The organism is Shewanella sp. SM68 (assembly GCF_025653925.1).
Classification (GTDB): Bacteria; Pseudomonadota; Gammaproteobacteria; order Enterobacterales; family Shewanellaceae; genus Shewanella; species Shewanella oncorhynchi.
This window is the reverse complement of the sequence record NZ_JAKKRU010000004.1, coordinates 254,891-279,599: the sequence shown is the minus strand read 5'-3', so window position 1 is coordinate 279,599 and position 24,709 is coordinate 254,891. Positions and strand designations below refer to the sequence as shown.

Genomic DNA, 24,709 nt, shown 5'->3' with positions numbered 1-24,709 from the left:
TTTTTGGCCTTTGCCCCTGAGCTAGAGTTGTGATTATTTGTTGTTGCCTAGTGGTTTCAATTATCGCTTGTCGCAGTAAATGAAAACCCTCGGGTTATGATTATCGAGTGGCTTCAACCATTGCTTTTGCCAGTGAGTTAAGGCCGTTGGTGCGCGATGGGCTGAGCTGACCTTCTAGGCCCAATTGTTTGAAGTAAGCTGTAGGATCAAATGCTTGGATTTCAGCGCGGCTTTTACCATGGCAGGCGCCAAGCAATAATCCAATCAATCCCTTAACGATGCGGGCATCGCTGTCGGCTAAATAATAGTGTTTGCCAGCCTGTTTTAGATGGTAAATCCACGCATCACTCTCGCAGCCTTTTACTTGAGCGGCCTCGATGCGAAGCTCAGGGCTTAAACTTGGTAAGTCTTTCCCTAGCAACATAATTTGGCGATATCTTTCCTGCCAGTTAGGGGCATTGGTAAAACGCGCCAGTAAGGTTTCGGCATCTTGCACTAAATAGTGAAAATCGGCCTCATTTGGCATGATTGAATCTGTCATAGGGCTAAATCCTGTCTAACTTATTTTGAGCATCGTATGAGTGGCGTAGATCAGTGGCTAAATGCTGGATTACAGCAGCAAGTCTTTTACCGAGGCTAACGCGGCAATAAAGCGGTCGATATCGTCTTTATTGGTGTAGATACCGATAGAGGCACGGCAACAGCCCTTAAGATTCAGGCTCTGCATTAATGGCATGGCACAATGATGGCCACAACGAACGGCAACCCCTTGTTGGTCCAGCAAAATGCCTACATCTTGGTGATGTTCACCGGCAAGATTAAACGCGACTACACCGATATTGTCATCAAAGGCGCCGTATAAATGCACTTCACCGAGCGCGCGCAATTGGCTTTGTAAATAGTTAACTAGTTCAGCTTCATAAGCTTGAACCTGCGGCATGAGTTCGGTTTGTAAAAATGTAATGGCCGCACCCAAACCTATGACTTCAGCAATCGGCGGTGTGCCCGCCTCTAAGCGATTCGGCAAGTTGCCAAATTCTGTCGCTTCAAAACTCACGTGTTTAATCATCTCGCCGCCAGTTAATAGTGGCGCGAGATTATCTAACGCGTCGAAACGGCCGTAAAGTATACCCACACCAGTGGGACCATACATTTTATGCCCCGAGAAGACGTAAAAATCACAATCGATTTCAGTCACATCCAGCGTTAAATGCGCCACTGCCTGTGCGCCATCAACTAAGGTGATAGCACCATGTTTTTTCGCTAACTGCACTAGCTGAGCCACGGGATTGACTGTACCTAGGGCGTTGGAAACATGGCATAGGGCGACGATTTTAGGCTTTAACTCGAGCAAGGTTTTATATGCGTTGATATCTAAGCGGCAATCCTGACAGAGCGGGATTGGTTTAATCATTGCCCCTGTGCGTTTCGCCAGTTCCTGCCAAGGCACGATATTGGCGTGGTGAGCGGCTGCGTCGATTAATATCACATCGCCAGCGCTTAATTGGGCAGTCAGTCCAAAGGCGACTAAGTTGATTGATTCTGTGGTGCCGTGGGTAAAAATGATTTCTTCGCGGCGTTTTGCCTTCAAAAATTGTTGCAACTGATCGCGCACGTTTTCATAGCTTAAGGTCGAACGCGCTGATAACTGATGTGCAGCACGGTGTACATTCGCATTGTCATTAGCGTAAAACTGCGCCATGGCATCTAACACCATTTGCGGCTTCTGGCTGGTGGCTGCTGTGTCGAGATAACATAGGGGATAACCATCAAGCATTTGATTTAACGCTGGGAATTGCGACCGGATCTGAGCATTTAGCTGATATGCCTCTGATGAGCAAAGTGTCACTGTGGTATCAGGCATAGCACTCGCCGAGGCATGGGATGTTTCAATGTCTGCCATTGTATTCGTCGCTGTGTTAGTCACAGTATTTGGCGTAGGCGATGCAGGTTGAGTCATGGGTGAGGCTAAGGGCAATGAAAAAGGCCAAGGGATCTTCTGTGATCTGCCATGTGAATGCAAGTTTTAGCGGTTTGTTGAGGCGTTGGTATCGGACAGTGTTATTGAACGCCTAATTTCACCAAGGTCTGTTCAAACTGTTGCCTAATAGATATTTCGCACGCCTTAAACGGTTTTAGACTCTAACGTATCATTGAGCTTAGCTATGATGCGATTTTTCTAATGTTTAAGTTTCTCTTTTAAATTCAGCTAATACTTTAGGCTCAATTCATCCACCTAAAGTTAAAACTCCGACTATCCTAAATTGGACGTCCTTCGTTGTCAGTGTTTGCTGGAGAGTAGTTTTATGGTGAAGTTTTTAAAAGACTTACGGATTAAACATAAGATGATCGCCCTCGTTGGGGTGATGTTAGTACTGATCTTGATTTTGTCTGGATTTAGTCTGTTGAAGATGCAGCGTGTATCGGAGGAAATTCATGGCATTGCAGAAGAGAATATTCCATTAGTCAGGCTATCGACTGACATCACCATTAAGCAGCTTGAAAGCTCTGTCATTCTAGAAAAAGCGTTTCGTGCCGCGGATGTTGACGCCGTATCCAGCCCACTCATTCTAGCGGCTTTTATTGCGGATGTTGTTCAGCACAATGAAGACATTAGCCAGGAGTTGCTCTCGACTCAAACCATGCTTGGAGAGGCATTAAAAAACGCTAAAACTCCTCAAGTACGTGAGAAAACACAGCAGCTAAATCAAGATATTGACACGATCATTCAACATTTTGCAGATTATAAAGTCCTGCTTGGCACCGTTATTTCGGGAATTCAGCAAAAAGAAGACCATACCGCTTTAGCTAAGCGGGTTGAATCTTTAGAGGAAGCGCAAAATGTGTTTAATGCTGAGCTAAGTCAATTCGTAGAACGTTTAGCGTTGATGACTCAAGCTGCAGTTTCTGTAACAGAGGAAGAAGAGCTTAGGGCCATTTATGGCTTAACGATTATTTCGATAGTGTCTTTAGTCATAGGATTATTAATTGGCATCGCTTGCAGTCAATACATGGTCAAATCTATCAATCGGTTACGTAATTCTGCCGCCATGATGGAAAAGGGCAACTTTAACCAAGAGCTGCGCGTCGATTCCAAGGATGAATTAGGCGAACTTACCGTCAGTATGAATCAAATGGCGTGGACTTTAAGTAAAACTGTTGGCCAAGTGATTGCTCGAAGTGAAGAAATTGCCTCTATGGTGACTGAGCTTAATGCGGTGGCCGAGAATAATCGTGAGGCCATGTTGAGGCAGCAGGATAACACTGACCAAGTCGCCGCCTCTATGACCCAAATGGCAGCAACGATCACTGAAGTGGCGAGTAGTGCAGAAACTGCTTCGTATTCAGCGGGACAAGCTGAGCATAAAGTGAAAGAAAGTTGTGAGGTTGTCGATGCGAGCGAAAAAATCTCGAAGCAGTTGGTTGCCAGCGCCCAGTATTCGAATCAACTTATTCAACAGGTTCAGGCGAGTACGGGAAAAATCCTCAACTTTGTTTCTGTGGTCGATGCGATAGCTGGGCAGACGAACTTATTAGCTTTGAATGCATCGATTGAAGCGGCGCGGGCGGGAGATCAAGGTCGTGGTTTTGCTGTCGTTGCCGAAGAAGTGCGGGCATTGGCAACGCGCAGTCAAACGGCCACGCAGGAGATCAGCGATCTTATCCAAACACTCGTGAAAGATGCCAAATCCTCAGTCGAATCCTTCGCCAATAACGATAAGCAAATCAGTGAGTCATCACTGCTCGTTAATCAAGCCAAGCAGCACTTATTTGAGATTTTAGATGCGTTGACTGAACTGACTCAGGCTAATACTCAAGTCGCGACCGCCAGTGAGGAGCAAGCCGTGACCGCCGAAGATATTAGTGAGCGCATTAATGCGATTCGTGATTCGGGTGAGTTGGTACTCAGCAGCGCTAACGAAACAGCTAAAGCCAGCGAGTCACTGTCTAAGCAGGCGAATTCATTGAGGGAAACGATGCAGCAGTTTAAGGTGCGAGTTGTTTAAATGCATTAGCCCATAATTCAGTGTGCCAACGACTGACAGCGGTTAACTTAACTGCACCACTTCATCTTAGCTTGAGCCTCATTTGTGCCTTAACTCAATGTGAGGTGTGTATATCCCCAAACAATTTGAAGATGCAGGATTCAAGTTGTTTGGGATATAGGTCTCTCTTGTTATCCGACACACCATTGCCGTAAAAATGATACTGGTTGTGCAGTGACTTGCAACAAACTGTTGTAATATGTAGCGCTAAATAACGACTAAAAATGTGAATTAAATGGGCATGCGTATTCTTTGGCTTCTTGTGTTAACGCTGAGCATTCTTCCTAGAACCGCTGTAGCATCAGATATTGCGAGCAGTGTTACTGGAGGAGCTAATCGCCTTGCAGACGGCGGTGATTTTGAGCTGGGCATGAGTGTTTACGGGATTAATCAAGTCGATGTTCGGCAAACGGATTCTGGTTCTGCACAGTTGTCGCTGTTAGTCAGTGGCATGTACCAGTACAAAGGGCTGTTTGTTGAGATGATCCATCAATCTCAAGATGGCATTAATCTGGGGTTTAATCTTTGGAGCTCAGAGGATTGGTCATTAGAACTGCTATTGGCTAACTTACAAGGTTCTTGGTCCCGTCCTGATGTGGATCCCAGTACGCTGGATGAAGCTGGCCGCAATGCCTATCTACTATCGGAAGATTCTCTCTATGTTGGTGCCGGTTTTCGTGCCACACGTTATTGGGGCGATAACTATGTTTTTCAGTATAGGTTAGTATCTGATTATTATGATGATCAAGGTATTCAAAGTTCTGCCAGATTGGGTAAGTCCTGGCAGGTTCGTAATTGGAATTTTCACGTATTGGGGAGCGTAGGTTACTCATCTGCCACCTTGAATCGCTATCTTTTTGGGATCAGTAAGGAAGAAGCCACTGAACGCTTTCCTGAGTATCGGCCAGATAGCTCTTTCAGTTACGGCATGGAGTTAGGAGTTGCCTATCCGCTGAGTGAAAATTTTGTCTTTCGGGCCATGTATCGCTTCAATGTGTTATCCCAAGAAGTGACCGAGAGTCCCTTCAATCAAGCGAGTTATACATCGTATTTTAATGCTTCTCTTAGCTATGTGTTTTAGGAGGAGGGCATGAACCGATTCTATCAATTGTTAGCGGTAGTGATGCTGAGCGCGCCTTTTTTGGCTTGGAGTCAGGATGATGCCGTTATTTTTACCGCAACCCCAGAACGCTGCATTGCACTGCATAAAGGGCAGACTTGCTATCAAGATGTATTGTTCCGATGGCAGACACCCGCGAGCGGCGAATACTGCCTCATACTGACTGACCGTCAGCACCAGTTAACCTGTTGGACTGGCAAAGCTTTGCAAGAATATCAATATAGTTTTGAAGGGGATAAAACGGCGACTTTTAGTCTTATCCGTAATGATGATGTGCAACCGCTCGCGCAAGTTAAAGTGGTCGTGACATGGGTTTATAAGGCCCCTAAACAGAGTCAGTCCGGTTGGAGGTTATTCTAATATGTCAGTTGCAAAGCATATCTTAGTCGTAGAGGACGATACCTCACTGGCAGAGTGGATCAGTGATTATTTACTGGATCACGGTTACGGAGTCACAGTGGCTAGCCAAGGTGATTTTGCCTTAGAGATGATAGCCGATGAGATGCCTGACTTAGTGCTACTCGACGTGATGATGCCCGTTAAGAATGGCTTCGATGTGTGTAAGGAGGCCAGGGCATTTTATACTGGGCCCATTTTATTTATGACGGCTTGCGTTGAGGACGGCGATGAAATCCGCGGGTTAGATGCTGGGGCTGATGATTACCTCACTAAGCCGATTCGACCACAGGTGCTGTTAGCGCGGATAAAGGCCCTGTTACGCCGAGTGAGTGATGAGGAGCAAAAGCAGCAATTAGTGTTTGATTCTTTAGTGTTAAATGCGACGGCAAAATCAGTCACCATTGATAAACAGCCGCTGGATTTGAATGCCAATGAGTTTGATGTCTTGTGGCTGCTGGCATTGAAGGCGGGTACGATAGTGAGCCGCAATGAATTGGTGGCTCAACTGCGGGGCATTGAATACGATGGCCTAGACCGCTCGGTGGATATTCGCATATCGCGCTTACGCAAGAAGTTGCAGGAAGCGTTGAGTCAGCCCTATAAAGTCAAAACCATTCGTGGCAAGGGATATTTGTTTTGCCGCGATGAGGCCGAGCAAGCTTTATGAAGAAGTTAATGACTTCTCTGGTGCTGGTCGTGCTGGTGGCCATTGCCAGCCTAGGCTGGTCGATAAGTGAGTTTGCAACACTTATTGATCCTGATAATGAAACGCCTAGCCCAGCAACTCACCTCGCGGCATTAAAACTGCTGGGCGGTTCACTGGCGCAAACGTTAGATAACGATCCCGCCCCCAATCATGCGTTTATAGACAACTGGAATCAGCGAAATGCAGATCAATTGTCTTTGGTGAATGAAGCGGATTTTGTCTTACCCTCAGCCCTAAAAACAGAGTTTTATTCAGGGGAATCATTACTGTTGGAGTCCGATGATGGCATCTCTTTGCACTATTTATTGCCTAAAACGGGTCAGGTGCTGAATATCAATACCCAGATAGTGACGCCAGCCGATGTGAGTTTTAACGCGAATAAGCTGTATACCATGCTTTTTTATGGCGGTGTGGTGGTGATTTTGTTGGTGTGGGTGTCTCCTTTAATCCGCCAATTGGTTAATCTCAGTAAGGTGACTCAAGCATTTGGTATGGGAGAATTACAGCAGCGAATTGTGGTCAGTAAAGCGTCCTACATAGGCACAATAGAAAGTGAATTCAATCGTATGGCAGATCGCATCCAGCAATTAATCGATGACAATAAATTGCTTAGTCGGGCAGTTTCCCATGATTTAAAAACTCCGATTGCGCGGCTGCGATTTGGTATCGCGGCGTTAGAAGAAACCCAAAGCGAACAACTTAGGGTGAAGTATTTTCAGCGATTGAACCGCGATCTGGACACTATGGAAGAGTTGGTCATGACACTGCTCAGCTATGCCCGCCTCGATGAGGCGAATATCCAACCTGATTGGCAACCTATTGAGCTTAATACTTGGTTGCTGGAAAAGTATCAAGGCCAAGTATACTCAGGGTTTTCAGTGGAACTCATCACCTGCCCAATACCGTTGATCATCAAAACAGATCCTAAGTACTTGTCAATGCAGGTGAATAACTTGCTCAGTAATGCGCTGCGTTTTGGCCGTGCCAATATCCGGTTGATGTTGGCATTGGAAGATGGGATTGCGTGGTTACACGTTGACGATGATGGCCCTGGCATAGATGAACAGGAATCTGCTCAAGTGATTAAACCTTTTGTGCGTGGTCAGCACAGCCGCGGAAATTCCGGCCATGGCATGGGGCTGGCGATTGTCGATAGAATTGGTTGTTGGATGGGGTCCCCATTACGTATTGGCCGTGCTCCTGACTTGGGTGGGGCTCGCATGTCACTAAAATTCAAGGCTGAAGCTTAAAGTTGGGGTTTAATACGATTGGTGTAATGCGAGGTTTGAGTCGTTTTTGTCTGTTTCTTTAACATGAGCTGAAGCGAGCAATGCGGCTAAATCTGCGTCATCTAACTGCGGTGTTGATTTAGAGATAGAGGCAGAATGACTCAACTCACTATACGAATGAGTACCTAACGAATTGGTGCTGAACAGGGGGATTTTAAATAAAACGCACCAGCCTTGATACCTAACGAGGATCTAGACTGGTGCATTTTTGATGAGCAATTAACTTTTCACATTGACATTGTTAAGTATGTAATCTGTTTCATAGATGCGGGAACTCGCATTTTCTGGCTTGCTATGTAAACCTGTGACTTCGACCATGACAGAGGTTTCTTGATTCATCGTCGAACTCCCCCATAAGATATCCTTACTCGCGCTCGCTCCTACTCCAAACTGACCAATTGCATCACGATCGGTTTGTTCGTGAGTAAAAGTGAAGTAGTTATAACCCGCTTGTTTGCATAACTCTGCTGACTTACGCATGACGTACTTTCGGGCCAATGCGCGGTCAGTGTTGGTATTGCCAACAAAGCTTATCTGCCAGCTATCGGGTGCAATCTGTGCGGTTTCAAATCCTTTACCGAAAGACCAAAATTGCTTTTCGGTATCGTAGGAAGTGGCACAAGCTGAAAGCATCAGAGCTAATCCAGCACATAAAAACGTTTTTCTGATAAGTGTCATGGTCTTGTCTCGTCAGGTTGTTTAGAAGCTATAGTTCACGCCAAGGGTAGTAACCCACTGGTTGTTACTGTCTATTAGCGGAGAGTCTGCCATGTTGGCACCTATGTGCGAGTAACCTGTGGCTTGAGTAATATCTAAATGCTTAGTGACTGGAATAACCAAAGCGTAGCCTAGCTTATAGGCAAAGGTGCCGTCGGCTTGATAGGCAGGGCGCTGCGCCGTAGCTTCAGATGACGTCACACCTGTGTAGTAGTTTGCGAAGTCTTTACTGAAGTAGTGCACACCCGCATAAGGCACCAGATCACCGAAGCCTACATTTATTGGATGGTAATAGGTGATATCAGCCTGAAAACCATCATAAATATTGGTGACATCGTGTTGGAATTTGGTCGATAACGTGCCATTTCCTAAATTAATGTCGGCGTTTAAACCCAGATCGCCACTGAATTTGCGATCCTTCATGCCCGTTAAAATATCCGCATCATCGGCATCAAAGCCAGGATTGGCAACGGCAAAGATACTGAAATTAACGGCACTATCGTTCGTGCCTAAAAAGCGGTAGTTGATGCCGGACAGATCGGCGTTGAAGTCTTCACCGTGGTAGCCGCCATTGAGGTAGGCACCTGTCTGGTGATCTTGACCCTTATAAAACTGACTACCAGTAGCAACACCTGCGCCAGCAAAGAACTGATCTTGATGACTATAGATATTACCGTTACGAATGTAGGTATTGCTTTCAGCAAGAGCGTGGCTTGACATCAAAACACTTGTGATTACAAAGCAAAGTTTTTTCATTTTTTTATCCTTAAGACATCTGTCTAGTGACTGTGATGCCACTATATTTCACTTCTTAAAAGGACTCTGTATCCGAATGTAACCTAGATAAGGTTTGAAAGGAGGGGAATCTCTTATTAAACGAGGAGGGATTAGGTTTGTAATAAGGTTTTAAGATTATTAATTTTTAAAATTGATAGCATCAAGAGCGTTTCTTGATGCTATTAGGTCATCGAATTAACCAAGTAGCAGACTAATTCCAAACTTTACACTGATTACAAATAGCGACACCGTTATATAGGTCATGCGTTCTTCTACTTTTACAGATACTGCATGGCTGACCGTCAGCATTTTCATCTAAGATTGCAGCATGTTCTACTTGGGGGATTTCCTGCGGAACTACCTCTGAGCCACAATGTTTACACCTTCGGGCTGCGCATTTTATTTCTTCAGCGCATTCTGGGCAGTCACGATAAAGTGATTTATCTTCTTGAACATTTTCATTTGTGTGTGCTTGAGCCTCATTTTTCGTGATTGCAGGCATACAAGCAACGCAAATAATGCCAATCAATGGACTCACAATAAATGAGATGAAGAACCATAAAACGGCTGATCTGTTTTTACTGGAAGCTATAATTGCAGTGACAAAACATAGCATTAGCCAAAAAAGTATATAGAACATGATAAGGTCCATTTAATCAATTGAGGTGTGATTCTACCGCTGAAAAGCCTATAGCATCAGGTGCATTTACCTGATGCCATAGTTCCACTATTTAACCCGATTATCGACTAAGGGCAAGGTAATCTAAATTGATCGGACAGTTGGTTTAATCGCACTAATAGCTCTGGTGATAAGGTGACTTTTAAACTGTCGATGTTTTCTTTCAGTTGATATAAGTCGGTGGCGCCTATGATATTGGAGCCGACAAACTTACGTGAGTTAACAAAAGCTAACGCCATTTGTGCGGGCGTGAGTTTGAACTCGCGGGCCAAATCGACATAGGCTTTTGTCGCCTCCAGAGCCATTTGCGAACCTGTATAGCGGGCGAAACGCTTAAACAAGGTCAGGCGCGCGCCTTCAGGCCATTGGTCGTTGCAATATTTTCCCGTCAAGGCGCCAAAGGCCAGTGGCGAATAGGCCAGTAATGGCAAGTTTTCGCGGTGACTGATTTCGCTCATGCCGACTTCGAAACTGCGATTAAGCAAGTTATAGGGATTTTGCACACTCACAATACGCGGCAAGCCATGTTTTTCGGCGAGTTGCAGGTACTTCATCAAGCCCCAAGGCGTTTCGTTCGACACACCGATATAGCGCACTTTACCTTGGCGGATCACTTCGGCGAGCGCTTCTAGGGTTTCAAGTATCGGTGTTTGATGTTCATGCTCTTGTTGATCGTAAAACAGTTCACCAAAGAAGTTGGTATTACGGTCAGGCCAATGGATTTGATAAAGGTCGATAGTGTCTATTTGGAGGCGTGCTAAAGATGCATCGACCGCTTGGTGGATGTTGTTCCAGTCCAGCGCCATATTTTTGCGAATGTAATCACTTTTACCCCCCGGTGCGGCAATTTTAGTGGCGATCACTAAGTCGTCTCGGTTACCGCGGGCCTTAATATATTGCCCTAGGATACGCTCGGTTTCCCCTTGGGTTTCCGGCTTAGGTGGTACGGGATACATTTCCGCCGTATCGATAAAGTTGATGCCATTGCCTATGGCGTAGTCCAGCTGTGCAAACGCTTCGGCTTGGGTATTTTGTTCGCCCCAAGTCATAGTGCCCAAACAAATTTTACTGACCTCAAGATTAGAATGCGGTATGCGTCTGTATTCCATCTATTTCTCCTACGGAAACTCTCTTAGTTTGAGGCTACCAAGCTTTTGCTGTAAAGCAAAGGTTAAACCATAGGTTGAAATGTTAGTGCGCTAAAAATAGCCAGCAAGTTTAGCCATCCTGCCCCATTTTGAGGCATGCCATTGGCTGAAGTTTGTTCGCTGAGTTGCTCTTTTAACGGTTTTAGCGCTTTACTGCACTGAAATGGAGATTTTGGCTTATTTTTGTAAACCTTAGGTACTACTAAATCAGTAATGACGTATTTATGAATAAATTGTTATAAAACTACATTTGCAGATTACAGTAAGTAAGGATGTGAATCTGTGTCACAAAATTGCGTAAATTTACGTATCTAACTTACGAATTTGCAGCGGAATGTGACGCCAATATCGGAATCTGCGTTAACAAATCTCTACCCTAAATTTATCTAAAAATTTTTCATGGTTGATATTTGTGATGGCAGATTTTTCAAACCAAATTGTAACGATCAAAAAAGGCCTCGACTTGCCGATTGTTGGTGAGCCGCGACAGGTCATTGAACTCGGTGCTAAGCCATCCCAAGTGGCTGTTCTGGGAGAAGAGTTCGTTGGGCTTAAGCCGACGATGTTGGTCGAAGAGGGTGATTTTGTTCAAAAGGGCCAAGCCCTATTTGAAGACAAAAAAACGCCAGGAGTCTTGTTCACTGCACCCGCTAGTGGCCAAGTCGTAGCGATTAACCGCGGCGAGCGTCGAATTCTACAATCAGTCGTCATTCGTTGCGATGACGGTGAAAACCGCGATGGGCAGATTTCTTTCGATATCCATCAAGACATCGCCGCTCTCCCTCGGCCAACCGTTCAAGACCAGTTGGTGAAGAGTGGTCTATGGACTGCCCTGCGTACTCGGCCTTTCTCGCGCGTGCCTGCGCTCGATAGCACGCCAGCAGGTATTTTCGTCACCGCTATCGATACTAATCCACTGGCCGCTGATCCCCGTTTGATTATCGCCGAGCAAACTGAGGCTTTTAAAGCTGGCTTGCTGGTGTTGAGCCGTTTAACCGAAGGCAAGGTTTACCTGTGCCAGGATAAGGGCGAAGCGATTGTTAAAGAAGCATTACCACAACTTGAGGTGCGCCGTTTTGATGGTGTTCATCCTGCGGGTTTAGTGGGCACTCATATTCACTTTACTTTGCCAGTGAGTTTAGAACGTCAGGTATGGCATATCGGTTATCAAGATGTGATTGCCTATGGCAAGTTATTCCAAACTGGTGAGTTGTATACCGACCGCATCGTCGCCTTAGGTGGCCCGAGCGTGCTGAACCCGCGTTTACTGCGCACTCAGTTGGGCGCTGAGCTAAGTGCCTTAGTGAGTGATGAAATCAAACCTGGCCATAACCGCGTGGTATCGGGATCTGTGTTATCTGGCCATACCGCGGCGGGCGTACATGACTTTTTAGGCCGATTCCACAACCAAGTATCAGTGTTGAGCGAAGATTCGCAGCACCATGTTCTCCCTTGGGTGCGCGGTGGTTCTGACAAATTCTCCATCACTCGTGCCGTAACATCACGTCTGTTTGGTGCGACTAAATTGTTCGAGTTTACGACTCATCAGGGCGGTTCAGCTCGCGCCATGATGGCTTTTGGTCAGTTAGATCGCGTGATGCCCCTGGATATTTTACCCACCTTACTCGTTCGAGACTTAGTGGTGCGTGATACCGACGAGGCGCAAGCCTTAGGTGCATTGGAGTTAGATGAAGAAGATCTGGCGCTGTGTACCTTCGTATGTCCCGGCAAATATGACTTTGGTAAAGAATTACGTGCCTGTCTAGATGTTATTGAGAGGGAAGGTTAATGACCAAACAAGTGAAAAAACCTGATTTACAGGACGCCTCTGATTTACAACAAGAGTACTACGCAACGGGTAAGTCGATGAAGGGCTTTTTGCGCTCACTCGTCATTGCCAATGGTCGTAGCACTAAGGGCCAAGTGCATGTGCGTGACGCGATTGACGTGAAACGTACCATGACGCTAGTCGGTTTGTGTTTACTGCCCGCCATTTTATTCGGTCTATATAACATTGGCCTACAGGCACAGCTTGCGCTCGCGGGAGGATTATCGACACCAGATATTTGGAAGTTAGAAATCTTTAATACCCTGTTTGTCAGCCTTAGCCAAGACACTGGGATATTAGGTTTATTCCTCTATGGTCTTAGTTTTTATCTGCCGATTTACCTGACAGCACTGCTCACCAGTTTGTTTTGGGAAGTGGTGTTTGCGCGGGTTCGTGGTCAAGAGTTGCACGAAGGCTTCTTCGTGACGGCCCTGCTGTTTACCTTAATCTTGCCAGTATCGACACCGTTGTGGCTGGTGGCCATGGGGATTTCCTTTGGTGTGGTTGTGGCTAAAGAGCTGTTTGGCGGCATGGGATATAACTTCCTTAACCCTGCGCTGGCGGGCTTGGCTTTTATCTACTTCGCCTATCCATCTGAAGTTTCAACCATTAAACAGCTCGTTGCCGTTGATGGTTTCTCTGGTGCAACGGCGCTGGCACAAACCGCAGCGGGCAAGTTGAGTTTTGCTGATTACTCTTGGTTTAGCGCCTTTAGCGATCCTAACTGGTGGAACAACTTTTTTGGCTTTACCGTGGGCGCGATTGGCGAAACCAGTACCTTAGCGATTTTGATCGGCGGTTCATTATTGCTGATCAGCCGCTTAGCGGATTGGCGCATTGTGCTCGGTGTATTGCTGGGCATGATAGCGACAGCAACGCTGTGTAATTACATCGGTTCTAGCAGCAATCAAATGATGGCAATGCCGTGGACTTGGCATCTTGTCACTGGCGGTTTTGCGCTAGCAATGATGTTTATGGCCACCGATCCTGTAACCACTTCGTACACTCGCCAAGGCAAGTTTGCCTACGGTGCTTTGATTGGTTTTATGACTGTGCTTATCCGTGTCGCTAACCCCAAAATGCCTGAGGGCGTGATGTTAGCCATTCTGTTCGCCAACCTTTGGGCGCCGCTGTTCGATTATCTGGTGGCCCGCGCCAACATCAAACGGAGATTAAAACGTCATGGTATTTAAGAAAGATACTGTGGTGGGGACCATGATCTTCACCATCACGCTCTGCCTCCTGTGCTCTTTTATGATCACAGGCACTGCAGGCATATTGAAAGAACGTAAAGTTGCCAAAAAACGTGACGAAGTACAGCGCTATGTGTTGATGGCCGCCGATGTGAACTTAGGTCAGGGCAATGAGTTTAGAGAAATTTTCGCTAAATCCGTTAAGCCATTATTGATCAACTTAGATACAGGCAAGGTGGACTCAGACGCTAACGTCCTCGATTTCGATGAGCGTATGGCGGCAATTAATCCTGAGACTTCAAGTGCGCCGAAAAAAGATATTGCCAAGATTAAAACCCGTGCGAACGATGCCCGCGTGTTTAAAGTGCTCGATGCCAACGGCAAGTTAGACAGCGTGGTTGTGCCTTTCTATGGCAAAGGTCTGTGGTCGATGATCTACGGTTATGTGGCGGTTGAACCCGATTTCAACACCATTAAAGGGCTCGTCGTGTACGAACACGGTGAAACCCCAGGTATCGGCGATTTTTTAACTGATCCTAAGTGGGTGTCACTATGGAAGGGTAAGCAATTGTTTGATGAAAAAGGCAAGTTTTCGATACGTCTTGTGAAAGGCGGCGCTAAAGAAGGCGATATTCATGGTGTCGATGCGGTGAGTGGCGCGACCATGACGGGCCGCGGCGTGCAGCGCGCAATGGAGTTTTGGTTTGGCGTTGAGGGCTTTCAAACCTTCTTCAATCAGCTGAAAGCGACGGCCACGCAGGGTGAATTGCAAGGTGAGTTGGGAGAGGCAAAATGAGCAACACTTTATCCATGCGTGACATGTTAACGGGGCCAGTGTTTGCCAATAACCCCGTCGCGATGCAAGTGCTGGGCGTATGTTCGGCACTGGCGGTCAGTAACTCAATGCAAACCGCTGTGGTGATGACACTGGCAGTGACCTTTGTGTTGGTGTTTTCTAACCTGATTATCTCTGCCATCCGTAACTTTATCCCGACCAGTGTGCGGATTATCGCGCAGATGACGGTTATCGCCTCCTTAGTGATTATCGTCGACATGGTTCTGCAGGATGTAGCCTATGAGTTATCTAAGCAACTTTCTGTATTCGTTGGGTTAATTATCACTAACTGTATCATCATGGGCCGTGCAGAAGCTTTCGCCATGAAGTATCCACCGCATTTAGCGGTCGTCGATGCGCTCGGTAATGCGACAGGCTATGGTTTGATTTTGATCAGTGTCGCCTTTGTACGCGAGCTGTTAGGGACGGGTAATTTATTCGGTCACCCTGTGTTCACCACCATCGAAAATGGTGGCTGGTACTTGCCAAACGAGATGTTCAAGTTACCACCGAGCGCCTTCTTCCTGATTGGTGTGTTGATCTGGACTATCAATGTGATCCAGCGGAAACGGGGTTAAGGAGCAGATATGGAACACTATATAAATCTATTTTTGCAGGCCACTTTTATCGACAACATGGCGCTGTCGTTCTTCTTGGGTATGTGTACTTTCTTGGCCGTGTCTAAAAAGGTGTCAACCGCCTTTGGTTTAGGCGTTGCCGTGATTGTGGTGATGACCTTAGCCGTGCCGTTAAACCAGCTGATTTACGTCAAAGTGCTCGCACCTGGCGCTCTGTCTTGGGCGGGATTACCCGGTATCGATTTAAGTTACCTGCAACTGATCACTTTCATTGGTGTGATTGCGGCGTTAGTGCAAATCCTTGAAATGTTTTTGGATAAGTACATTCCTAGTCTGTATGACTCCCTTGGGATCTTCTTACCTTTGCTCACAGTGAACTGCGCGATTTTTGCTGGGGTGATCTTTATGGCGAACCGTGATTACAACTTCGGTGAGTCAGTGGTGTTTGCGATGGGCTCGGGTCTTGGTTGGGCAGTGGCGATTGTACTGCTGGCGGGACTGCGCGAAAGAATGAAATTCAACGCGATTCCCGAAGGCTTACAAGGTATTGGTATCACCTTTATTACTACAGGCTTGATGGCGCTGGGCTTTATGTCTTTCTCAGGGATCTCGCTGTAACGCTACAGTAGGCGAGCCAAGAATTGAGAAAGTGAAACCAGATTCTTTTTAGAAAAGAGCTAGAAAAGGGTAATACGATGGAAATGGCAATTGGCATAGGCATGTTCACGCTAGTGGTCTGTCTATTGGTGATAGTGATTCTAATCGCCAAAAAGAAATTAGTGGCTACGGGTGAAGTGACGATCAGCATCAACGAAGATGCCGAAAAAAGCATTCAAGTTGCCGCGGGTGACAAGTTACTCGGCGCTTTGGCGAGTCAGAGTATTTTTATTCCGTCTGCCTGTGGTGGCGGCGGAACCTGTGGTCAGTGCCGAGTGAAAATCAAATCGGGCGGCGGTGACATTCTGCCGACTGAAATGGGCCATATCACCAAGAAAGAGGCTAAAGAAGGTTGTCGTCTCGCCTGCCAAGTCTCAGTGAAAACCGATATGGAACTTGAGCTCGACGAAGAAATCTTTGGGGTGAAGAAGTGGCAATGTCAGGTGATCTCTAATGATAACAAGGCAACTTTTATCAAAGAGCTATTGCTTGAGTTACCCGAAGGTGAAGATGTTCGCTTTAAAGCGGGGGGTTATATTCAAATTGAAGCACCAGCCCATGTGGTGAAATACGCTGACTTTGATATTCCTGAAAAATACCGTGGCGATTGGGACAAATACGGCCTGTTTGACATTGTCTCTACCGTTAATGAAGAAGTGTTGCGCGCTTACTCTATGGCCAACTATCCCGATGAAAAGGGCCGCATTATGCTGAACGTGCGGATTGCGACGCCGCCATCGGCCAATGTGCCAGCGGGCAAGATGTCATCTTACATCTTCAACCTGAAAGCGGGCGATACAGTGACCATTTCAGGGCCATTCGGTGAGTTCTTTGTGAAGGAAACCGATGCGGAAATGGTGTTTATCGGTGGCGGTGCCGGCATGGCACCTATGCGTTCACACATTTTCGATCAGCTTAAGAGTAAGAAAACCACACGTAAAATGAGCTTCTGGTACGGTGCTCGTTCGACCCGTGAAGTGTTTTATCAAGCGGATTTCGATGCTCTAGCGGCCGAGAATGACAACTTCGTTTGGCATGTGGCGTTATCTGAGCCATTGCCTGAGGATAATTGGACTGGCTACACTGGCTTTATTCATAATGTGATTTATGAGAATTATCTTAAAAATCATAAGGCACCAGAAGACTGCGAGTACTACATGTGTGGTCCTCCAATCATGAACTCTTCAGTGATTAAGATGCTTGAAAGCCTAGGCGTTGAACCAGAAAATATCCTACTCGATGACTTTGGTGATTAGGTTGTAAGTGAGTAATAAAAAATCGCGTTAGGCCCAGCTTAACGCGATTTTTGTTTATAGGGCTTTTTATCATTTTGCAGTTTTTAGCTTTCGCATCTTGATGCTATTTAGCACCTCACCTAGCTAAAAGATTTGCCGCCGTGGTGGGTTAAATAGCTCACCATGCGCTCACTCTCAGCGGTATAGCATCCCATGCGGAACTCACCCTGCCAGTAAGCAATATCGAGCGGATGATACCCCTGCGAGTTTGGATGATTCACATTGGCCCCCGCATCCACCAATAATTTGAGCAGTTCAAAAGACTGCAACTCACAGGCATGCAAGAGTGCCGTCATCCCGCCATTGTCCACGCCTTCAAGATTAGCGTCATTTGCAATAATGCGCTTAACAGCAAGCGTATCTTTGGCTTTAACCGCATCGATGAGTTCAGTGCTCATTTGATAGCTATTTAACCTCATCCAAAGGATTTAATTTAAGTGGATTTAGTCTAGGTTTCTGTAACTTGTAGGCGAAACTCTGTAAGCTGAGTAGCTTATACCTAAATGCTTATGTCTACAGGTACAACTTATCATGGATGTTATAGTTGTAGGATAGGAGGCTTGTTTGAAAAAGTTAGCAGTAGTATCACTTATCTGTTTCTCCCTCTGCGCATGCTCTTCACTCAATGAAGTTAAATTGGATTCTCAATCGGTATCCAGCTACATAGGTGAAAAGGTCAAAGTCACCACAATATCTGGCGAACAAATGGAATTTCAAGTCGAAAGTGCAACGGAACAGCATATCGAGGGAGAAGGGCAACTAGTCAAAATTGAAGATATACAGACGTTGGAAGTTGAGGAGTTTAGCCCACTAAAATCGATATCACTTTCTGCAGGCTTATATATGTTAGGTGCGATAATTATTACTATTGTCGTTTTATAGCCATTTTGAATGTGTATTCGCTGCAACTTGAGATATTCAGTCTACAAACTGGGGAAGACTGCCACTTGGTTTATACTGTTCGGATTAGCTTCGTCGCCCTAGGTATCACTTTGTTGTGTCATTTTTATATGGAATATTTCCTTTATAATTCAATTGTAAAGATTAAATTGTATTATCCATAAAAAGCGCTTGTGATAAGCTTGCTTTTTTCTAGCAGGCAGCATTATTTGTTAATTACGTTAAGGATAACCCATGCGTTTGAGTGTTATCAGTACCCTGTTGACTGGTTTTTTATTATTCCCAAGTGCCAATAGTTTTGGTTTGTTATTAGAAACAGGTGCTGAACAAGAGCAAATCGGGCAAGGCAGTAACTCTATTGCCGTTGAAAGCCAAACCGCATCTTCAGTATCGAAGGTGGCGGAGATTAAGACCTTAATCCAAGCCGCGATAAAGGATTCGCCGCAGCCATTTAGTGGCAGTGTTATCCTGCTTGAGGAGGGCAAGCCGCAGCTTGAACTGCAAAAGGGGGAAGGTATTAGTCAAGATTCGCGCTTTGTGATGGCATCACTTTCTAAACAAATCACCGCAACCTTGATATTGCAGGCGGTCGATGCGGGGAAACTCGACTTAAACCTATCGCTTAATCATTATCTTTTTGGTGATGCAGATGGGAGGAATAAGGCGCTAAAAGGCACTGTGGCGTGGGCAAATCTAAGTGCGGATGCATTGAATACCAGTCGATATGACGAGCGGATTACGCTGCACCAACTGCTGACGCATACATCGGGTGTCGATAAACTGGGTAAGGCTAATCGATTCGAGCCGGGTAGCCAATTTGAATACTCCAACTTCGGTTATTCACTTTTAGGGCAAGTGCTTGAGAAGGTCAATCACCAATCCTTTGCCGAGCAAGTGGCGCAGTTTGCAACGCGATACCAGCTTAATGGCTTGAGCGCTGAGCTTGGCAGTATTGAGGCGATTCACGCCAAAGTGCCTTCACTCGCCGTAGGTTTACAGGAAAGCAAGGTGATTGCCCCTGCTGACTTAGTGCTTGATGAAGCTTTGTTACCTGCCGGGGGATTGATTGCTTCAGTGCCAGCTTATGCCGCCTTTCAGCATCTATTACACTCTGGCAAGTTGATGAGTGCAAAGAGTTATCAACGGATGACAACGGCGTATACCGAGATCCAATTCTTATGGCCGAATATGCGCTATGGCTATGGGGTGAGGATCAATAAGGACGATGGTCTCGTCGAATACAGTCATACGGGCTATTTATCTGGCTATATGTCGATGACACTTCATTATCCTGAATTTAATTTGGATCTGGTGATGCTGGAAAATCTATCGCTAAATCTTAATGATCGCGCTCGAGTATTTGAACTGCATAATCAGATACGTCAAATCATTCGTAGCCAGTTACTGCTTGTTAAAACATCACTTGCACCAGTGATTTGAGTAAACTGACTACTGACATAAGTGCCCTTATGCTGATATTAAGCATGGTACTTTAGTACTTAAAAGATTTCTAAGATATAGTTTCTGCGGGAGATAATGGCTACTATCTCCCGCGTTAAGGGAATAAATATAGTCTTTTACTACTTAATGTCGCCATATTTAATTGAATCACGACTATCTGTTTCATATATCATTTCATATTCATAGTTCAATGAGTCTAACAAGCTAATTATATAATCTTCGGATTTAATTCTTTCGTATCCAGGAAAATCTTGGTGGAAAATGATACTCAATAACCAGCTGCATTCTGGTTTTGATGGTGCGAAAGTATTTGCATCAAGATCTACATTGGGAAATAATTTAATGAATGTGCCTGTCTCTTTATTTAGATTCCAATGGTAATGTTTTATCCTGAATGGTAAAAAACTCTCAAGCATAGTAGGGTTCTTAGCTGTAGATGTTTTTCTATCTATTAATGCTAGAAATTCTTTGAGTTTATTATGAATTGTTTTTTCATCTTTACTTGTTGATTTTATACCAAATAGTACTTGATGTTTCATATGGTTGAATCTCCTCATTGAATAGATTTTATCGGCACTTGTGTCTTTTAAAGAGCCATTTTCTTTAGTTAAGGGTGTAAGTTTGTTAGCTAACAGAGAATTCAAACTCTATTTTAATGATTAACGTCCCTAACAAAGAGACGTTAATCTGTGACTTACAGTTACCAAAAGCGCTTTCTAAGTGCGGTCTCGATATCAATATCAACCCTAAAGTACTGCAAAATCGTCCAAACTGAATCGACTAAGGCTTCGGTAAGCGCTGGATAATCATCCTCGATAATTCCGTTAATTTCTTCGACGGTTTCATCGATATATTCCTGAACACCTTCCTCAAATTCGGCCTTTGTCGCTTGATTGCGGAAAAAGCTAAAGTTGTCGAGTTTTTCTATCAATTGATCAATAAGGACTCTCACCGAATTGAGTTGTTCAACTGTGATCGTCGGATCGGTGGCGATCAGTTTAAAAAAGCTCTGCACTTTGGTTTTGAGATCGAATAGCGTTGGGATTTGATCTCGATTTGCCGCCGCATTACTCACCTCTAATTTGGTTTGCTTGACGGGCGCAGGTGTCACATTCACCTCAGATGCTTGCGGATTGGCCGTCATAGGATCGGCATTGCTCGAAGCTGTTGCTGGTATTGCGCGATTGTGGGCTATGGTTGTGGGGGCTGGCGGTATCTCGCGCCCCAGTGTTTGTAGCAGGCGGCGCTGGAAATAGCTTTGCGGCAGGGCTTTGCTGAGTGCTTGCTCAAGCTGAGTTTCACTGTAGGAGGCTATTTGCAGCAGCGCTTCGAAAATCTCTTTATATTCTTGCTCAATAGCCGCTATTAGCGGGCTATTGCCTAAGCTATTGGTCACGGTTAAGTCGGCGCCATATTGCTGCAAAAGTCTTAAGATCCGCACCGCCGTTGATTCAAAGCGGGGGAACTCGATTGAACTGCCGCCTATCACAGCGCAAAGGGCAGGAGTGGTGTCTTCACCATTGATGGCATTGGGGTTGGCGCCATGTTCGAGTAGCGCCTCTACGCAGGACTGCGCGCCGTAGTAACTGGCGCACATTAATGGCGTAAATTGCTCATCCACCGAGAATTCTTCTAACTTTGCTCCATGGCGCAGTAATAGTTCTACGGTTTTTCGCCGCATATGGCCGGTAATTTCATCCCACCAGTAGGTCGAAATCGCCTTGTGTAGAATGGGCGAATTATCGTGGCCACAATGGGTAAAAATATCCCCGCCTTGGTGAATGAGCCATTCAAGTAGTTGGCTTCGACAGGAGATGGCCGCCGCAGACACATAGTTAGTGTTATAGATATTGGTGAGGCTTAAATCCAGCCCCTTGGTGAGCAGATATTCCATCACTTGGATAAGCGTTGCTTGATCTTCTTTCCCTGAACCACGCTGGCAGATAGTCAGTAAGGTCGGTTCATCCACCGCACCAAATTTTTTATTGATATCCATACCATATTGCAGGAACAGATCGAAAAACTCGGGCAGAAAGGTTTTCTTTTCGACCATTGGATAAACCAATAGTCGTAAATTCGACCAGACTAACATCTCATAGGGTTTACCCGTATTCACAAATTCGGCATTTGGATTAGCGCCATATTTGAGCAACAGTTCAAGGGCTTGGTAGATGTAGCTCCGTTTATTCGGATCGGTAAATTGGGCATTATTAATATATTGGTTGAGTAAAGGTGAATGGTCGGCATCAGGCGGTGTCATCCTATAGATGCGATTGATATCGACGGTGGCCTTAATCAGTTTTTCGATAATCCTAAGGTCAAATTCTGAGGTCAATGCTGCATAGACCAAACTTTTAGCGTGGGAGTCGGCTTTGAGCTGCGGATAATGGTCTAACAGGTATTCAGTGTAGTCTTGCGCTTTGGCGTAAACGCATAGTTCGAGTAAATTGGCATCATCCCAGAAGCTGCTATCGTTGGCCATAATATAGCGTGACTTTTTAAATGCAGGGAAGCGTTTAACTAAGGGAGAAAATGTTTCTACTCCCCAAAATTCGCTCGAAGAAATAATGTTTTCAATCAGGCTTAATTTGCCAATGTCTAATGGGATATCTTTATTAATGATATGCAGGAACAGATCTTTATTACGTTCATCATATAATATTTCTAGTGGATTATTTAATTCACCATTAGTCCAAAAGCTCACCGGTTTATTGATATCTAAGTTAGCTGCAAGTAGAAGGTCGATCATGTCTCTACGTTGATGGTCTTGATAGATATATTGCGGATTAGGATGAAATAGGTAGTTGAGCCAGCAATTATTATATTGATTTTGAAAGTAAAGATTGGCACTAGAGTCTAGGTATAGGGTAACGAGTTCTGAGTTGTTATATTCAATAGCCGAATGCAAGGCACTGAAACCATTACATTCTATTTTAGCGCCTTTGCTGAGCAAGTATTTTATAAGCACTAAATCGGACTGAGGGCTGCAAGATAGTGGAACTAATATATTGCAGGGCGAAATATTGAGATCAATAAAGTTGAGATCTCCACTATCGGCAAGAAATTGATCAACTTTCTTTATTTTAGCCGAGGTCGAAAGCGTGTTATCTAGGCATATTTCCCGAAGTGTGATTTTCTTATCACTAAAAATCCAACTGAGCATAATGTTCCCTATTTAATGCCGTTAACAAAATGGTATCAAACACCTTTCAATTTATTAAAAATTGAGTGGGGTAAAATTGACATATTTTAATGCATTTAAGTTAAGAAAAACTATGCCCTAAGACTGATAATTAAAATGATCCTGTTTGAATAACATTTTTTGATACAAATTGATAATGCCAAACAAGTTGCATGATGACATGTTTGGCATTGTTACTTTGATTGGAATTCTGCTTCATATCCTATTGATTAAGATCTAGCATCATCGGCATTTCGCAGGCGTCGTGGCCTGTGTTCCCTAGGGGAGCCGACAGATGCACAAAGCCCAATTTCTCATAGAGTTTTACGGCTTCATTTAGTACAGCGGTGGTTTCTAAATAGCAGCTTTGATAACCCGTTTCGCGGGCGAAATCGAGTGCCATTAACGCTACGCGTTTTGCGAGTCCTTTGCCGCGGATTTCTGGCATAAAGTACATTTTTTGCAGTTCGCAGACGCCATCATTGTTAGCTAAAGGCGCAATACCGGCGCCGCCTAAAATGCGGCCCTCTAATTCAATAATCCAATAGTTGGCGCCCGCTTGGGAGTAAATCTGGCTTAGGCAATCTAAGGTCGGGTCTGCCACGCTATAGCCTTTATCCGCGGTTAAGCCGTATTCGGCCGAAACATCGCGGATGACTTTGGCAATTGCGGCATCATCTTGGGCTGTGGCTTGGCGAATGTGGCAACCACTTTGCTGCTTGGCGTTATGTACGGCTTGGTTATATAACACGAGGGCCTCTTCGATTTGTGAAGTTTGCAATGGAGTCAGTTGGGCTAAGATCCCTTGGAATAATTGATTCTGCTGAGTATCCAATTTAACGAGTAACTTCTTACCCGCAGGTGTCAGTTGCACAACTAAGCAGCGACTGTCCCGTGGATGTACCTGACTCTGGGCAAGATGTTTATCGATCAAATGCTTGATAGCGCGGCTCGCATTGGACTTATCTATGCTGAGTTTGCAGGCAAGCTCTTTGATGGTCAGGGGCTGCTTGCCTATCTCAAACAGGGCATGGGCTTGCACGGGAGAAAGGGGTAAATCCCCAAAGGCGGCGTTGAGCATGCCTAAATTTCTCACCAGATAGCGAGACAAATGCCTGAGTTGGGCGGATGAGCCTGACTCAGTCGTTTGCTTAGTTTGAGTCACAGGCTTCGCGGGATCTTGAGCCAATGGTGCGTCTGTTTGAGCCATAGTCGAATAGGTTTGGTTGCATGTCACAACTAAGTTAGCGGGCTTTAACTCCTCTTGCAACATATTAATAACAATCTGCTGTGTAAATATCAGGATTCAATAATGGCGCCATGGCGAGAATAATCGCTTGGGTGTAATTACTTTCACGGGTCGCATGGCCGTGGGTTAGTAAACCTATGGCACCGCCTTTTTGCTTAATATTGATTGTATTGAACAACCTATCCATGACATCCCCGAGTTCTTCTCCCGCTTCTAATGCCCGATAAACTTGCATTGGTAAAGGTAAAATTGCACTGCGGCCAATGGCAAGCTGGTCTTTATGGCCAATAGCGATATAGGCGAATGTGGCTGGGCCAAAGTCGAAACAATCGACACCGCCTTCCATCGCAAAATAGTAGTCGGCTTTAGTCTCTTGCGGGTCCTGCTGTTGACAATAGCGCACCCGATTGATCGCCCCTTGGCGAGTGTCGAGATCTGTCATTGGCTGCGCCGCAACACCTGAAGGCGCATCCATACCGCAGGCTTCTATAATGCTGTCAGGGAACAGTTGTGCCATGGCATTAGTTGCCGCGTTGATTTTTACAGGGTTTTTAGAACCCACTTTTATCTTAATAATGTTTTGTTGCATATAAGTTATTTATTTTGGATTTTAATGTGGACGCTCGTTTGAATCATTGCTTAAATGGTCTG

Annotated in this window: 24 protein-coding genes; 13 read left to right on the top strand and 11 right to left on the bottom strand. The window is 45.3% G+C overall.

Features of this window, described 5'->3' with window-relative positions:
- Positions 1 to 100 precede the first annotated feature (100 nt).
- Both L5M40_RS09175 and L5M40_RS09170 read right to left on the bottom strand, forming a co-directional pair.
- Positions 101 to 541, bottom strand: coding sequence for a SufE family protein (locus L5M40_RS09175; RefSeq protein ID WP_219234442.1), 441 nt, complete (start codon positions 539 to 541; stop codon positions 101 to 103).
- Positions 542 to 610: 69 nt separating this feature from the next.
- Positions 611 to 1,960: an aminotransferase class V-fold PLP-dependent enzyme gene (locus tag L5M40_RS09170; RefSeq protein ID WP_219254487.1), complete on the bottom strand. Its 1,350-nt coding sequence runs from the start codon at positions 1,958 to 1,960 to the stop codon at positions 611 to 613.
- Between the two features lie 346 nt (positions 1,961 to 2,306).
- On the opposite strand from L5M40_RS09170, the gene L5M40_RS09165 reads away from it, so the two are divergent.
- From L5M40_RS09165 to L5M40_RS09145, 5 genes are all read left to right on the top strand, one after another.
- Positions 2,307 to 4,007, top strand: coding sequence for a methyl-accepting chemotaxis protein (locus tag L5M40_RS09165; RefSeq protein WP_263176486.1), 1,701 nt, complete (start codon positions 2,307 to 2,309; stop codon positions 4,005 to 4,007).
- A 280-nt stretch (positions 4,008 to 4,287) separates the two neighbouring features.
- Complete coding sequence (locus L5M40_RS09160) at positions 4,288 to 5,127, top strand: MipA/OmpV family protein (RefSeq protein ID WP_317629670.1); 840 nt, start codon at positions 4,288 to 4,290, stop codon at positions 5,125 to 5,127.
- A 9-nt stretch (positions 5,128 to 5,136) separates the two neighbouring features.
- Entirely contained in the window at positions 5,137 to 5,526 is a 390-nt protein-coding gene (locus L5M40_RS09155; RefSeq protein WP_219254491.1) for a DUF3019 domain-containing protein, read from the top strand.
- A gap of 1 nt (position 5,527) precedes the next feature.
- Entirely contained in the window at positions 5,528 to 6,232 is a 705-nt protein-coding gene (locus L5M40_RS09150; RefSeq protein WP_105250123.1) for a response regulator transcription factor, read from the top strand.
- Entirely contained in the window at positions 6,229 to 7,521 is a 1,293-nt protein-coding gene (locus L5M40_RS09145; protein WP_263176490.1) for an ATP-binding protein, read from the top strand. The genes L5M40_RS09150 and L5M40_RS09145 overlap by 4 nt, the downstream gene beginning before the upstream one ends.
- A gap of 258 nt (positions 7,522 to 7,779) precedes the next feature.
- On the opposite strand, the gene L5M40_RS09140 is transcribed toward L5M40_RS09145, so the two are convergent.
- The 4 genes from L5M40_RS09140 to L5M40_RS09125 all read right to left on the bottom strand — a co-directional run bounded on the left by L5M40_RS09140 (position 7,780) and on the right by L5M40_RS09125 (position 10,842).
- Entirely contained in the window at positions 7,780 to 8,238 is a 459-nt protein-coding gene (locus tag L5M40_RS09140; RefSeq protein ID WP_028761861.1) for a CC0125/CC1285 family lipoprotein, read from the bottom strand.
- Between the two features lie 21 nt (positions 8,239 to 8,259).
- Positions 8,260 to 9,033, bottom strand: a complete 774-nt coding sequence (ompV, locus tag L5M40_RS09135) for an outer membrane protein OmpV (RefSeq protein WP_317629585.1) — start codon at positions 9,031 to 9,033, stop codon at positions 8,260 to 8,262.
- Positions 9,034 to 9,265: 232 nt separating this feature from the next.
- A complete protein-coding gene (locus L5M40_RS09130) occupies positions 9,266 to 9,694 on the bottom strand; it encodes a hypothetical protein (protein ID WP_173246641.1) in 429 nt (142 codons plus the stop codon).
- 107 nt (positions 9,695 to 9,801) lie between these two features.
- Positions 9,802 to 10,842 (bottom strand): NADP(H)-dependent aldo-keto reductase, encoded by a 1,041-nt coding sequence (locus L5M40_RS09125; protein ID WP_105250120.1) that lies wholly within the window; start codon positions 10,840 to 10,842, stop codon positions 9,802 to 9,804.
- Positions 10,843 to 11,296: 454 nt separating this feature from the next.
- On the opposite strand from L5M40_RS09125, the gene L5M40_RS09120 reads away from it, so the two are divergent.
- The 6 genes from L5M40_RS09120 (at position 11,297) to nqrF (ending at position 17,228) form a co-directional block, all read left to right on the top strand.
- Complete coding sequence (locus tag L5M40_RS09120) at positions 11,297 to 12,670, top strand: Na(+)-translocating NADH-quinone reductase subunit A (protein ID WP_105250119.1); 1,374 nt, start codon at positions 11,297 to 11,299, stop codon at positions 12,668 to 12,670.
- Positions 12,670 to 13,902: an NADH:ubiquinone reductase (Na(+)-transporting) subunit B gene (locus tag L5M40_RS09115; RefSeq protein WP_263256533.1), complete on the top strand. Its 1,233-nt coding sequence runs from the start codon at positions 12,670 to 12,672 to the stop codon at positions 13,900 to 13,902. The genes L5M40_RS09120 and L5M40_RS09115 overlap by 1 nt, the downstream gene beginning before the upstream one ends.
- Positions 13,892 to 14,698 carry a Na(+)-translocating NADH-quinone reductase subunit C gene (locus L5M40_RS09110; protein WP_105250117.1) on the top strand — a complete coding sequence of 269 codons (807 nt, stop codon included), beginning with the start codon at positions 13,892 to 13,894 and terminating at the stop codon, positions 14,696 to 14,698. Before L5M40_RS09115 ends, L5M40_RS09110 begins: the two co-directional genes overlap by 11 nt.
- Positions 14,695 to 15,315, top strand: coding sequence for an NADH:ubiquinone reductase (Na(+)-transporting) subunit D (locus L5M40_RS09105; protein ID WP_028761892.1), 621 nt, complete (start codon positions 14,695 to 14,697; stop codon positions 15,313 to 15,315). Before L5M40_RS09110 ends, L5M40_RS09105 begins: the two co-directional genes overlap by 4 nt.
- 9 nt (positions 15,316 to 15,324) lie before the next feature.
- The gene (gene nqrE, locus L5M40_RS09100; RefSeq protein WP_105250116.1) at positions 15,325 to 15,933 is read left to right on the top strand and encodes an NADH:ubiquinone reductase (Na(+)-transporting) subunit E; all 609 of its coding nucleotides are present in this window, start codon (positions 15,325 to 15,327) and stop codon (positions 15,931 to 15,933) included.
- A 77-nt stretch (positions 15,934 to 16,010) separates the two neighbouring features.
- On the top strand, positions 16,011 to 17,228 hold the full coding sequence (gene nqrF, locus L5M40_RS09095) for an NADH:ubiquinone reductase (Na(+)-transporting) subunit F (RefSeq protein WP_105250115.1): 1,218 nt from the start codon (positions 16,011 to 16,013) through the stop codon (positions 17,226 to 17,228).
- A gap of 119 nt (positions 17,229 to 17,347) precedes the next feature.
- Here nqrF and L5M40_RS09090 read toward each other — a convergent pair whose 3' ends face one another.
- A complete protein-coding gene (locus tag L5M40_RS09090) occupies positions 17,348 to 17,665 on the bottom strand; it encodes an ankyrin repeat domain-containing protein (RefSeq protein ID WP_263176494.1) in 318 nt (105 codons plus the stop codon).
- Positions 17,666 to 17,831: 166 nt separating this feature from the next.
- Here L5M40_RS09090 and L5M40_RS09085 point away from each other — a divergent pair, with 166 nt between their 5' ends.
- Together L5M40_RS09085 and L5M40_RS09080 are read left to right on the top strand one after the other, a co-directional pair.
- Complete coding sequence (locus tag L5M40_RS09085) at positions 17,832 to 18,149, top strand: hypothetical protein (protein WP_263176497.1); 318 nt, start codon at positions 17,832 to 17,834, stop codon at positions 18,147 to 18,149.
- Positions 18,150 to 18,401: 252 nt separating this feature from the next.
- Positions 18,402 to 19,607, top strand: coding sequence for a serine hydrolase domain-containing protein (locus L5M40_RS09080; protein ID WP_263145269.1), 1,206 nt, complete (start codon positions 18,402 to 18,404; stop codon positions 19,605 to 19,607).
- Positions 19,608 to 19,747: 140 nt separating this feature from the next.
- Here the strand turns inward: L5M40_RS09080 and L5M40_RS09075 are convergent, their stop codons facing one another.
- From L5M40_RS09075 to yjjX, 4 genes are all read right to left on the bottom strand, one after another.
- Positions 19,748 to 20,167, bottom strand: coding sequence for a hypothetical protein (locus L5M40_RS09075; protein WP_263145267.1), 420 nt, complete (start codon positions 20,165 to 20,167; stop codon positions 19,748 to 19,750).
- A gap of 161 nt (positions 20,168 to 20,328) precedes the next feature.
- Positions 20,329 to 22,791, bottom strand: a complete 2,463-nt coding sequence (locus L5M40_RS09070) for an ankyrin repeat domain-containing protein (protein ID WP_263256531.1) — start codon at positions 22,789 to 22,791, stop codon at positions 20,329 to 20,331.
- A gap of 241 nt (positions 22,792 to 23,032) precedes the next feature.
- A complete protein-coding gene (locus L5M40_RS09065; RefSeq protein ID WP_263256529.1) occupies positions 23,033 to 24,082 on the bottom strand; it encodes a bifunctional helix-turn-helix transcriptional regulator/GNAT family N-acetyltransferase in 1,050 nt (349 codons plus the stop codon).
- A 1-nt stretch (position 24,083) separates the two neighbouring features.
- Complete coding sequence (gene yjjX / locus L5M40_RS09060) at positions 24,084 to 24,647, bottom strand: inosine/xanthosine triphosphatase (protein ID WP_168824836.1); 564 nt, start codon at positions 24,645 to 24,647, stop codon at positions 24,084 to 24,086.
- Positions 24,648 to 24,709 lie beyond the last annotated feature (62 nt).

Coding starts and splice junctions, on each gene's coding strand:
- L5M40_RS09175 (WP_219234442.1), bottom strand. CDS start 541: ATGACAGATTCAATCATGCCAAATGAGGCCGATTTTCACTATTTAGTG.
- L5M40_RS09170 (WP_219254487.1), bottom strand. CDS start 1,960: ATGACTCAACCTGCATCGCCTACGCCAAATACTGTGACTAACACAGCG.
- L5M40_RS09165 (WP_263176486.1), top strand. CDS start 2,307: ATGGTGAAGTTTTTAAAAGACTTACGGATTAAACATAAGATGATCGCC.
- L5M40_RS09160 (WP_317629670.1), top strand. CDS start 4,288: ATGCGTATTCTTTGGCTTCTTGTGTTAACGCTGAGCATTCTTCCTAGA.
- L5M40_RS09155 (WP_219254491.1), top strand. CDS start 5,137: ATGAACCGATTCTATCAATTGTTAGCGGTAGTGATGCTGAGCGCGCCT.
- L5M40_RS09150 (WP_105250123.1), top strand. CDS start 5,528: ATGTCAGTTGCAAAGCATATCTTAGTCGTAGAGGACGATACCTCACTG.
- L5M40_RS09145 (WP_263176490.1), top strand. CDS start 6,229: ATGAAGAAGTTAATGACTTCTCTGGTGCTGGTCGTGCTGGTGGCCATT.
- L5M40_RS09140 (WP_028761861.1), bottom strand. CDS start 8,238: ATGACACTTATCAGAAAAACGTTTTTATGTGCTGGATTAGCTCTGATG.
- ompV (WP_317629585.1), bottom strand. CDS start 9,033: ATGAAAAAACTTTGCTTTGTAATCACAAGTGTTTTGATGTCAAGCCAC.
- L5M40_RS09130 (WP_173246641.1), bottom strand. CDS start 9,694: ATGTTCTATATACTTTTTTGGCTAATGCTATGTTTTGTCACTGCAATT.
- L5M40_RS09125 (WP_105250120.1), bottom strand. CDS start 10,842: ATGGAATACAGACGCATACCGCATTCTAATCTTGAGGTCAGTAAAATT.
- L5M40_RS09120 (WP_105250119.1), top strand. CDS start 11,297: ATGGCAGATTTTTCAAACCAAATTGTAACGATCAAAAAAGGCCTCGAC.
- L5M40_RS09115 (WP_263256533.1), top strand. CDS start 12,670: ATGACCAAACAAGTGAAAAAACCTGATTTACAGGACGCCTCTGATTTA.
- L5M40_RS09110 (WP_105250117.1), top strand. CDS start 13,892: ATGGTATTTAAGAAAGATACTGTGGTGGGGACCATGATCTTCACCATC.
- L5M40_RS09105 (WP_028761892.1), top strand. CDS start 14,695: ATGAGCAACACTTTATCCATGCGTGACATGTTAACGGGGCCAGTGTTT.
- nqrE (WP_105250116.1), top strand. CDS start 15,325: ATGGAACACTATATAAATCTATTTTTGCAGGCCACTTTTATCGACAAC.
- nqrF (WP_105250115.1), top strand. CDS start 16,011: ATGGAAATGGCAATTGGCATAGGCATGTTCACGCTAGTGGTCTGTCTA.
- L5M40_RS09090 (WP_263176494.1), bottom strand. CDS start 17,665: ATGAGCACTGAACTCATCGATGCGGTTAAAGCCAAAGATACGCTTGCT.
- L5M40_RS09080 (WP_263145269.1), top strand. CDS start 18,402: ATGCGTTTGAGTGTTATCAGTACCCTGTTGACTGGTTTTTTATTATTC.
- L5M40_RS09075 (WP_263145267.1), bottom strand. CDS start 20,167: ATGAAACATCAAGTACTATTTGGTATAAAATCAACAAGTAAAGATGAA.
- L5M40_RS09070 (WP_263256531.1), bottom strand. CDS start 22,791: ATGCTCAGTTGGATTTTTAGTGATAAGAAAATCACACTTCGGGAAATA.
- L5M40_RS09065 (WP_263256529.1), bottom strand. CDS start 24,082: ATGTTGCAAGAGGAGTTAAAGCCCGCTAACTTAGTTGTGACATGCAAC.
- yjjX (WP_168824836.1), bottom strand. CDS start 24,647: ATGCAACAAAACATTATTAAGATAAAAGTGGGTTCTAAAAACCCTGTA.